A 10,064-nucleotide genomic window follows, 5' to 3' on the forward strand; every position below is an offset into this window, starting at 1 on the left:
CCGTGTCGTACCTGGGTTTTCCCCGGCTGAACTTCGCCGGGACGATACAGACCGACGTGGCCACGGCCAACAACGTGCCGCAGTACTTCGACAACGACCTGTTCGAGCCGCGCTACCAGTGGCGGATGAACCTGCCCGACGTCAACGGGCTGTGGAACCCGCGCGGCCCCGGCACGCTGCGGCTGGCGGACGTGGCGGTCACCGGTGTCTGCCTGCCGGACGGCCGCCAACTCACCGACAAGCGGGCAGATCCGGTCGTCGGCGGCCGCCTCGTCGACGACGACCTGCGCACCGACGGCAAGATGGTCGACCTGGACCCGCACAACCAAATGGTCCCGGAGATCTACGGCTGGCGGCCCCGGCTGCTCGACGCGGACGGGGACGAGCTGCTGCGCGGCGACTTCCTTCCGTCCGCGGTGGAGGACCTGTGGCCGCGCGCGGACCTGCCCTCGGGCCGGCCGGACATGGCCGGCACATACCAGTCGGTGCTGACCGACGTGACCTGGGCCGAGCACCTGGACTCCCCCTTCCTGCGGGCCCTGCGGCGGCTCACACAGGACGGGATGCTCTCGGTCAAGATGACGATGGACGCCGTCGAGGACGGCGTCGAGCGCTGGCCGGACAACATCACCCTCGGCCGGGTCGTCGGCTCCATCGGCCCCTACTTCAAGGGCGAGCCCCGCCGGTTCCTCGCCGGGCGCAGACTGCGCAAGGCCGACGACCGCAGTCCGCTGTTCCACGCGCCGTGCCGGGTGGACGAACCCTCCTCCACCGTCTTCGTCGACCTGGGCAACAGCATCCGCGCCGAGGGGCGCGGCGGACCGCTCAAGGACGTCGGCCCGCTCGCCCTGGCCGTGCTGGACGACGACGCCCGCCCGCAGGTGCTCGCCCCGCTCGACGGGATCGACCGCGGTTTCTACGAGCGCAGCGCGGGCATCGCCACGGTCCGCCTCGACCGCGCACAGCTGGACTTGATCGGCCGTCGCCGTCTGGCGGTGGTGTCGGCCGGCGACACACCGGCCACGCTGCTCGCCGAGAACGCCGACGCCTCGTGGGTGCACGCCGACGGCTCCGTGTTCCGCCTCCACCCGGGCACCCCGCGGGAGAGCGCCGGCACGACCCTGTACGCGACACGCCACGGCCGCCCGGCGGCGGGTGTCCGGCTGTTCCTGGACGCGGGCTCGGCCCCGCGGCCGGTGTCGCTGCCGGAGGAGGTGGTCACGGACGCCCAGGGCCGCGCCCGGGTGATGCTGAGCGGCACCGACCCCGGGAATCCGCGCAGGGTCATCGACGGGGCGCTGGCCGAAGTGGCGTACGGGCCGCTGCACCGCAAGGGCGAACCCGACGGGAAGCTCTCGGTCCGCGTGTTCGACCCCTACCGCGCTCCCGAGCGGCCGACCTGGCTGCGGGACGTCCGGCCGGTCTTCCAGCAGTACGCGAACCTCTATCCGGTCATGCGGGACGTGCTGGACCTCGGCAACTACAACGACGTACTGCGCTACCGCACGTACATCAGGCGGACCCTGCTGGCGCCGCCGGACTCCCCCAACCACATGCCTGTCACCCGGGACCTCTCTCCAGGAAAGCGAGACATGATCGTGAGCTGGCTGGACAGCGGGCCCCGCCCCGAACTGCTCGACATCACCAGCGTCGAGGAGCTGAGGGACGTCCTCCAGCAGGCCATGCTGGTGGAGTTGGCGACCATGCCGCCGTACCTGGCCGCCCTGCTGTCCGTGAAGCCGGGGCACAACGTGGAGATCGCCGGCCTGATCCGGGCCGTGGTGCGCGAGGAGATGCAGCACATGGCCCAGGTGTGCAACCTCCTCAACGCCGTCGGCGGGAAGCCGCAGATCGGCCGTCCGGGGCTCGTGCCGACCTTCCCCGGCGCCCTGCCCGCCGGTGTCCTGCCCGATCTGCGGGTACGGCTGCGGAAGCTGTCACTGGAGCACGTCAGGGACGTGTTCATGACGATCGAACAGCCGCAGCACCCCATGGTGGACGGCAAGCCGTTCAAGGGGCATGTGATCTCCCCGCAGAGCGTCCGCGTCACCCGCGACGGCGAGCTGCGGCACATCGAGGACGACGACGTGGAGCGCCTGCGGACCTGGTTCTCGAAGGCGGAGTACGAACCGCAGACCATCGCCTGGCTGTACAACCGCATCGCCCGGGCCATCATCCGCCTCGACCGCGACGGGAAGCTGTTCACCGGCGATCCGGAGCGCCAGGTCGGCTGGCCGGACGCGCCGGGCACGCTGTACAAGGTCACCGACAGCCGGTCGGCGCTGCTCGCCGTCCACCAGATCGTGGAACAGGGCGAGGGCTCCCCGCACGACCTGGACGGCGACGGTCTGGGCGACCCCGGGGAGCTGGGGCACTACTACATGTTCGCCGAGATCGTGGAGGGCCGGCAGCTCGCCCGCGCCTCCGACGGCACCTGGGGCTACACCGGCCCGCGGATTCCCTTCGACCCCGAGGGAGTCCACCCGGTGATCGACGACCCCGACACCTACCGGCTGCCCGCCGACTCGGCCGGGCGCCGCGAATCCCTGCGATGCGACGCCTCCTACACCCGTCTCCTCACCGCCCTGAACCGGGTGTTCAACGGCCACCCCAAGGAGCTGGACGACGCCGTGGGGCTGATGTTCCAGCTGCAGGTGGAGGCCAGGAAGCTGATGGCCGTGCCCTCCGCGGAGGGCGCCCGCACCGTTCTGGGGCCCGCCTTCCAGTCGCCCGGCGTCGAGCTCGGCCGGTGAGCGGCCGTCGGACCGGGCAGCCGTCGCGCGCCATCCCACGCAGGCCCTTCCAGTCAAAGGAGACACCGTGAGCCGCCCAGCGACAGCGCACTCCCTCCACCGTGAGCACGAGCGGGCCGAGGGGATGCTGCGCCTCCACTGCAACGAGAACCCCTACGGCCCGCCCCCGGGGGTGATCGCCTCGGTCACCAAGGAGCTCGAGGGCCGGTGCTCCGTCTACCCGGACAGCGAGGTCACCGCCCTGCGCGAGGGCCTGGCCGAACACATCGGCGTCTCCGCGGAGATGGTCGCGGTCGGCAACGGCGCCGACGAGCTGGTCCTGCTCATCACCCTCGCCTCGGCCGGGCCCGGTGACACGGTCGTCGTCACGGAGTCCACCTTCCCCGGGTACGCCGCCTCGGCGGCCGTGGCGGGTGCCACCGTGCGCAGTGTGCCGCTGCACCGCGACCGGGTGTCCGCCACCGCCCTGGTGGAGGCCGTGGACGACGGCGCGCGCCTGGTGTTCGTCTGCAACCCGCACAACCCGACGGGCACCGTCCTGTCCCCGGCCGCGGTCGAGGAGATCCTGACGGCCTGCGAACGCACGGGTGTGGTCCCGGTGTTCGACGAGGCGTACATGGAGTTCGCCGGGCCGGGCTTCGACCACGCCCTGGACGCCGTCCGTGCGGGCCGGCGGTTGCTGGTGCTGCGGACGTTCTCCAAGGCCTGGGGCCTGGCGGCCCTGCGAGCCGGCTACGCGGTGGGTCCGGCCGACCTCGTGGCGGGGATCGCGGAGGTGCGCCGCCCGCTGCCGTTCAGCGTCAACCGGCTCGCCCAGCAGGCGGCGCTGGCCGCGCTGGGCAGCCCCGACCACATCGCCGAGGTGTACGAGCGCACCACGCGGGAGCGGGAGCGGCTGTGCCGCGCCTTGACCGCCCTGGGGGTGTCGCACATGCCCTCGGTCACCAACTTCGTGATGGTCAAGACCCCCGGGAACAGCACCCGTTTCGCGTCGCGTCTCGCTGACGAGCACGGCATCCTGGTCCGCGACCTCGCGCCGTTCGGCCACCCGGGGCACGTGCGGGTGACCGTCGGGACCGCGGAGGACACCGACCGGTTCCGCGAGGCGCTGGGCAGTGTGCTGGCCTCGCCCCGGTCGCACGCCTCCAGCGGCCACGGCCTGGGCGCGGCCCGTGATGTGCTGCCCGTGCCGACGCTGGACCCGGTCGCCCCGGAGGACCTGTTCAACGGCTACGTCGGCGCGCACGCGGTGTTCGCGCTGACCCGGCTGGGGGTCTGGGACCGGCTGGCGGAGCGGCCCGAGCACACCGTCGACGAGCTGGCCGTCGAGGCGGGCACCGATGCCACCGGGCTGATGCCGCTGCTGCGGGTCGTGGCACTGCTGGGCTACGTGGAGCCGGCCGACGGCTCCTCCGCCACGGTGAGGCTCACCGGGGCCGGCCGGGAGCTGGTCCGGACGCGGGGCTTCTTCACCTGGGGCGTCGGCGGCTACCACGAGGTGCTGCGGGGCCTGTCCGGACTGGCCCGCGGGACCTCCGTGTTCGAGCAGGACGTCGACCGGGACGGCGGGATGGTCGCCGTCGGCTCGGGCGAGGTGGGCCGGGAGCTGATGCTGCCGCTCGAGCAGGAGGTGCTGGCCACCGTCGACTTCCGCACCGTCGCCGACCTGGGCTGCGGGGACGCCACCCGGCTGCTGCGGCTGTGCGACGGCCACCCGCACAGGCGCGGCACCGGCATAGAGATCAACCAGGGGGCGTGCGTCCAGGCGAACAAGCGGGTCGCGGACGCGGGGCTCGCGGACCGTGTCGACATCGTGCACGGGGACGTACTGGCCTTCTCGGGCCGTACGTTCCCCGAGGTCGACCTGGTGACCAGCTTCCTGATGATGCACGACCTGTTCGACGCCACCGGCGACCCCGTGGGGGTCATGCGCACGCTGCGCCGGGTCTTCCCGGAGGCCCGGCGGTTCCTGATCGGTGACACGGTCGCCCAGGACTGGGAGGAGCGGCGGGCGACCCTGCCGATGTTCTCCGTCGGGTTCGAGTTGGTCCACGCGTTCATGGACACGCCCATCATGAACCGCAGGACGTACGAGGACGCCTTCGCGGGTGCGGGACTGCGGGTGGAGCGGCGCGAGCCGCTCGGCGCGCCGTCGACGTGGCTCTGGCTGCTGACCACCGAGTAAGGCACCGACGCGGCGAGAAGGGGCGGGGCGGTCGTGACGACCGCCCCGCCCTTGTGGTTTCCGCCGGGGTGGTCAGCCCGCGTCGCCGAAGAACTCCAGGATGCTCTTGTTCACGGCCTCAGGGTTCTCCAGGTAGCCGTAGTGCCCGGCGTCCGGGACGACCTCGAAGCCGGCGCCCGGGATGATCCCGGCCAGCTCCTCCCCCGCGCGCGGCGGGGTCACCAGGTCGTCGGCGAACGAGATGACGTGGCAGGGGACACCGATCGCGGTGTACGCCCGGCGCCGGTCGGGCATCGGCTCCAGCCCGAGCTGGGCGCCCCGGCCGGCCTCGTTCTGCCCGGAGAGTTCCATGACGTCCAGCCAGTCGACGACGGACTGTTCGTCGTCCAGGGTGCGGGGCGACAGGCTCTGCATGGCCTGGACGACGGCCTGGTAGCGGGCGGGCAGCCGCACTCCCGAGAGGTGCAGCTCGCGCTCGGCGCGCGCGAGTGCGGCGCGCAGGGCGTCGCTGCGGGCCCGGCTGGCCATGAGCACGGCCTGGCGCAGCAGGTCCGGTCGGGTCAGGGCGAGTTCCTGGGCGACGTAGGCGCCCATCGAGGTGCCGACCACGCGGAACGGGCCGAGCCGGAGCCGGGCGGCGAGCGCGACGACGTCGGCGACCATGTCGTCGACGGTGAAGCCCTCGGCGCACACGTCCGTGGGCGGTATACCGCGGTTGTCGAAGGTGATGACCCGGTAGCCGGCGGCGGTGAGCGCGGGCACCTGGTACATGTGCCAGGCGCGGCCCCCGCTGCCGGATCCCATGATCAGGACGACGGGTTCACCGGAGCCGTTGTCCTCGTAGTTGAGGCGGATGCCGTTGACGGTGGCGAGGGGCATGGTTCTCCTAGGGGGCGGTCAGGACGACGGTCCGCAGGTGCGGCGAGCGAAGGATCTCCGCCGGGGTGAAGCGTTCCGGCACCCATGTCCCGCGGGAGTACAGCCGCGTCTGGTCGGCGTGGTGCGGGGAGGACGGGTCGGCGGACTGGGCGTAGGTCAGCAGGGTGGAGGCGCGCGGCGCCCCCCGTTCGGGGAACTCCGTGACCTGGAGGAAGCTCGTGCCGGTCGTGACTTCGGTGGCGCCGGCGACGGGGTCCCAGCGGGGGGTGACGACGTTGAGGACACCGGCCTGGTGCGGACCGCCGTGGAGGGGGATGCGCTCGCCGTCGCGCACCACGTACTGGTGCGCCCCGAGAGGTGCGTCGAGGGCGATCCCGGCGGTGCGCAGTTCGGCGGCGGCCTCGCCGAACGCCCGTTGCACCTGTGCGTCGTCGACGGCCAGGGTGCGCGGGGTGTGCAGCGGGTCGGCGGGGTCGAACGGGGTGCGCCAGGGGCCGCCCGGCACCGTCTCGGCCTTGAGCACGAACCGGGCGAACAGCAGGGCGCCGCGGCTGTCGCGACGGAAGGTGCCGTCCCATGCCTCCAGCGCGGGGCAGGCCGCCGACACGTCGACGGGCCCCTGGGAGGAGGGCGCGAGGCCGCCCGGGAACGACCGGCACAGCCGTACGGCGTCGGCGCCGGCCAGTTCGGCGGCCCTGCTGTGGTCGCGGAAGAGGAGGCGCTGCGCCGCTCTTCGGGTGAGGCCGCGGCCGGGCAGTCCGTCCGTGCCGGCCAGCCGCCGCTCGGCGGTGAGGACGGCCTCCTGGGTGCGCAGGCTGCGCGGGGTGCCCTTGTCGCCGACGATGCGCGGATAGTCGGTGAGCGGTGCCGCGGGGTTGGTCAGCCAGGGGCTGTTGTTGGCGTTGGCGACGTAGTCGTCGCGGGCCAGGGCGGGGAGCCTCGCGGGTCCGAGCAGTCCGGGTTCGACGGCGTCGGGGTCGCTGCCCCAGGCGCAGTCGCCGCGTCCTCCGTCGAGGACGGGCACCCCGCCGGCGGGGAACACCCGCTCGCCGAGCGGCGTGGAGCAGCGCTCCGCCAGGTCGTCGGTGACGTGCGGCACGACTTGGAGGTCCGCGTACAGGGCCCGGCCCCGGCGGTCGGCGGCAACGGTGTTGACCCAGGGCAGGCCCTGGGTGCGGGCGAGGACCCGGCGTACGTCGTCGGTGTCGCGGGCCCTGCCGAGTCCGAGCCAGCTGTTGACAGCGCGCAGATTGCCGGCGTTGGCGTCGCGCAGGACGTGGGCGCTACGGGTGGTCCAGGGCAGCGGGAAGCCGCCGGGGCCCGTGCCGGTGACGGGGCCGTAGCGGGTTTCCCAGAGCGTCCGTTCGACGGTGTCCTCGGTGCCGTCGGCGGCACGGACGCGCACCGTGACGCGGTGGGCGCGCATCGGCTCCGGCACCCCGTCGACGAGGTAGCGGGTGGGGTCACCGGGGACGAGCGGAACCTCGTACAGCCCGTAGGTCGCGGCCGTGGACACGGTGTGGGTCCAGGCGAGGTCGTTGTTGTGGCCGATGAGGACCGTGGGAATGCCGAGCAGGGAGGCGCCGGACACGTCGAGGCGGCCGGGGACGGTCAGGTGGCTCTGCCAGAACCGGCGTGCTCCGTGCCAGGGGAAGTGCGGGTTGGCCAGCAGCACGGAGCGGGCCCCGCTTCCGGTGCCGCGGCTGCCGGTGGCGAGGGCGTTGCTGCCCAGTTCGCCGTCTCCGCGGGCGGCGCGGACGGCGGCGCTCAGCCCGGACGCCGTGGCCTTCAGGGATGCGGCGGACGGGCCGGACGTGGCGGCGGACGGTTTTCCGGGCGCGGGTGGGCGGGCCGCGGTGATGCCGTCCATCATCGTCCCGGCGCCCGACATGGTGGCGACGGCGTGGAAGTGGCGGTACACGTCGAGCGGGGTGACGGGCCGCACCCATGCCTTCCCGCGGCAGGCCGGCCCGCCGGCGCCGGCCCGCCCGGTCTCGGCCACATAGCGGTTGTAGCCGCGCACATATCCGTCGACGAGCTGCCGGACCTCGGGTTCGGGACCGCGGGGAGGCGGCTGCGCGACCAGTCTCTCGACCGTGCGGGAGTCCGCGAGCCGCTGGAAGTACAGGTCACTGGTGAGGCTGTCGCCCGCGACGCCCAGGCCGGTGTCGGCGGGTGCGTCGGGGCCGAGGTGGCGGGAGCGTTCGGCGCGGACGGTGAGGTAGGCGTCCGCCAGGACGCACAGGTTGTCCGTGGCCGACGCGTAGCCGTAGCCGTAGCCGAGTCCCCGGTAGTCGCCGGCCGTGATGTGCGGGACTCCGTGCTCGGTGTACCGGATCACGACGGGCCGGCCGTTGCCGGCCGGCCCGTCGGGTGGTGCCGGCACGGCCGGCGCGGCGGTGGCACCCACCAGCGTGATCCCGGCCAGGAGCGAGGCCAGTGCCCTGCGGGTGCGTGCGGGCAGCCGGGTCACGCGCGGCATGCGTGCGGCCCCCTTTCTGCTCGTTCGAATCGGGTGGGTCCCTCGGGGGGGACGGGGGCGGCGGGGCCGGCGTCCGTCAGGCGGCGCCGGCCTTCTCCATGGCTTCGACGAGGCTCTTGGGCCGCATATCGGTCCAGTGCTCGTTGACGTAGTCGAGCGCCGACTGCCGGTCGGTCTCCTTGAGCGCGACCTGCCAGCCCGCCGGTACCTCGACGAACGCGGGCCACAGCGAGTGCTGGCCTTCGTCGTTGACGAGGACCAGGTAGGTGCCGTCGGGGTCCTCGAACGGGTTGGTGCTCATCTGGGTGTCCTCCTCGGGGTGGGGCGCGGTCACACGCTTGCGCCACGCGTCTCGTGGTACTGGGCGAGTCCCGCCGGGTCCGGCTCGAAGCGCACGGGCAGCGAGCTGAAGCCGGTCAGGAAGTTGGAGTGGATGCGCCGGGCGGGCCCGGCGACCTCGAAGCCGCGGCTGAAGGTCCGCAGCGCCGAGAGCAGTTCGGACACCTCGACGCGGCCCAGGTAGGCGCCGAGGCAGAAGTGCGGGCCGTAGCCGAAGGTGATGTGCTTGTTGGGCGTGCGGCCCAGCGTGAAGGCGTACGGGTCGTCGAAGACGGACGCGTCGCGGTTGCCGGAGCTGTGCCACAGGGTGACGATGTCGCCCGCGGCGACGCGTACGCCGCCGACCTCGGTGTCGGTCAGACAGGTGCGGCCGAAGTGCATGGCCGGCGTGGCCCAGCGCAGTATCTCCTCGGCGGCCGTGCCGAGGCCGACGTCGCCGTCGCGCAGCAGTTGCCACTGCGCGGGGTGGTCCGCGAGGGTGCGCACGGCGTCGATCATCGAGAGCCGGCTCGTCTCGTCGCCGCCGATGATGAGGCTGTAGCAGTTGAGGACCATCTCGTCCTCGGTGAGCGACCTGCCGTCGATCTCGCCGCCGGCGAGGACGCTGATCACGTCGTCGCCGGGGGACGCGCGACGTTGTTCCACGAGCTCGCCGAAGTACAGCAGGATCTCGTTGCGGGCCATGAGGGCGTCGACCTCGCCCGCGTCCGCCGCTTCCGAGCTCAGCGCGGACTTGGTGAGCGAGAGCAGGAACTCCCGGTCCGACGCGGGGACTCCGAGCAGGTCGGCGATGGTGCCCATCGGGATGTGGCTCGCGATGTCCTCGGCGAAGTCGCAGGTGCCGCGCTCGACCGCCTCGGCCACCAGTCTCCTGGTGTTCTCCCGCACCCGTTCCGCGATGCGCTCCAGGGCGCGCGGGGAGAACGCCGTGAGCATGATCTTCCGCAGTTCGCGGTGGCGGTGGCCGTCGGTGACGGCGAGCATCTGGCCGGCCGCGGAGTCCCCGCCGGCCAGCAGCGTCACCAGCAGGTTCCCCCGCTCCGACGTGAAGTTCACGTTGTCCCGGTACACCGCCATGATGTCGGCGTGGCGGCTGACGACCCAGAAGCCGGGGTTGTCCCCCCGGGGTGGGTGCCAGGCCACCGGGTTGTGCTCTCTGAGCCGTTTCCAGAAGTCCGTGAGATCGGAGTGGAACGTCTGCGGGTCCGCAAGGTCCACGTCGTGGATCAGTTCCGTCATGCCGCGGATCACCCCGTTCGTCGTGGTCGCAACACCGGAGTCACCGGAGTTGCCGCAGTGGTGGGAGTCGACGGCCGATGCTTCGACGCTAGCACCGGCCGCCGAACAGGGGCATCGTCCTTAAGCGGCGGCTGAATGACGCATGGTCAGCAGCCGCCCGGAGCCCCGACTTGCCCGTTTCGCCTGC

Annotated in this window: 6 protein-coding genes; 2 read left to right on the forward strand and 4 right to left on the reverse strand. The window is 72.7% G+C overall.

Annotated elements, in window-relative coordinates; all coding sequences use genetic code 11:
• The first annotated feature begins 2 nt into the window (after positions 1–2).
• Together ACFT32_RS08035 and hisC are read left to right on the forward strand one after the other, a co-directional pair.
• Positions 3–2,753, forward strand: a complete 2,751-nt coding sequence (locus tag ACFT32_RS08035; RefSeq protein ID WP_382486963.1) for a ferritin-like protein — start codon at positions 3–5, stop codon at positions 2,751–2,753.
• A 67-nt stretch (positions 2,754–2,820) separates the two neighbouring features.
• Positions 2,821–4,938 carry a histidinol-phosphate transaminase gene (gene hisC / locus ACFT32_RS08040; RefSeq protein WP_382486965.1) on the forward strand — a complete coding sequence of 706 codons (2,118 nt, stop codon included), beginning with the start codon at positions 2,821–2,823 and terminating at the stop codon, positions 4,936–4,938.
• 72 nt (positions 4,939–5,010) lie between these two features.
• Here the strand turns inward: hisC and ACFT32_RS08045 are convergent, their stop codons facing one another.
• From ACFT32_RS08045 to ACFT32_RS08060, 4 genes are all read right to left on the reverse strand, one after another.
• Complete coding sequence (locus ACFT32_RS08045) at positions 5,011–5,817, reverse strand: alpha/beta fold hydrolase (RefSeq protein WP_382486967.1); 807 nt, start codon at positions 5,815–5,817, stop codon at positions 5,011–5,013.
• Positions 5,818–5,824: 7 nt separating this feature from the next.
• Positions 5,825–8,299 carry a penicillin acylase family protein gene (locus ACFT32_RS08050; RefSeq protein ID WP_382486969.1) on the reverse strand — a complete coding sequence of 825 codons (2,475 nt, stop codon included), beginning with the start codon at positions 8,297–8,299 and terminating at the stop codon, positions 5,825–5,827.
• A gap of 76 nt (positions 8,300–8,375) precedes the next feature.
• Positions 8,376–8,600: an MbtH family protein gene (locus ACFT32_RS08055; RefSeq protein ID WP_059302640.1), complete on the reverse strand. Its 225-nt coding sequence runs from the start codon at positions 8,598–8,600 to the stop codon at positions 8,376–8,378.
• Positions 8,601–8,629: 29 nt separating this feature from the next.
• Positions 8,630–9,877, reverse strand: a complete 1,248-nt coding sequence (locus tag ACFT32_RS08060; protein ID WP_382486971.1) for a cytochrome P450 — start codon at positions 9,875–9,877, stop codon at positions 8,630–8,632.
• Between the last annotated feature and the right edge of the window lie 187 nt (positions 9,878–10,064).

This window comes from Streptomyces sp. NPDC057002, from assembly GCF_042673825.1.
In the GTDB taxonomy this organism is placed as follows: Bacteria; Actinomycetota; Actinomycetes; order Streptomycetales; family Streptomycetaceae; genus Streptomyces.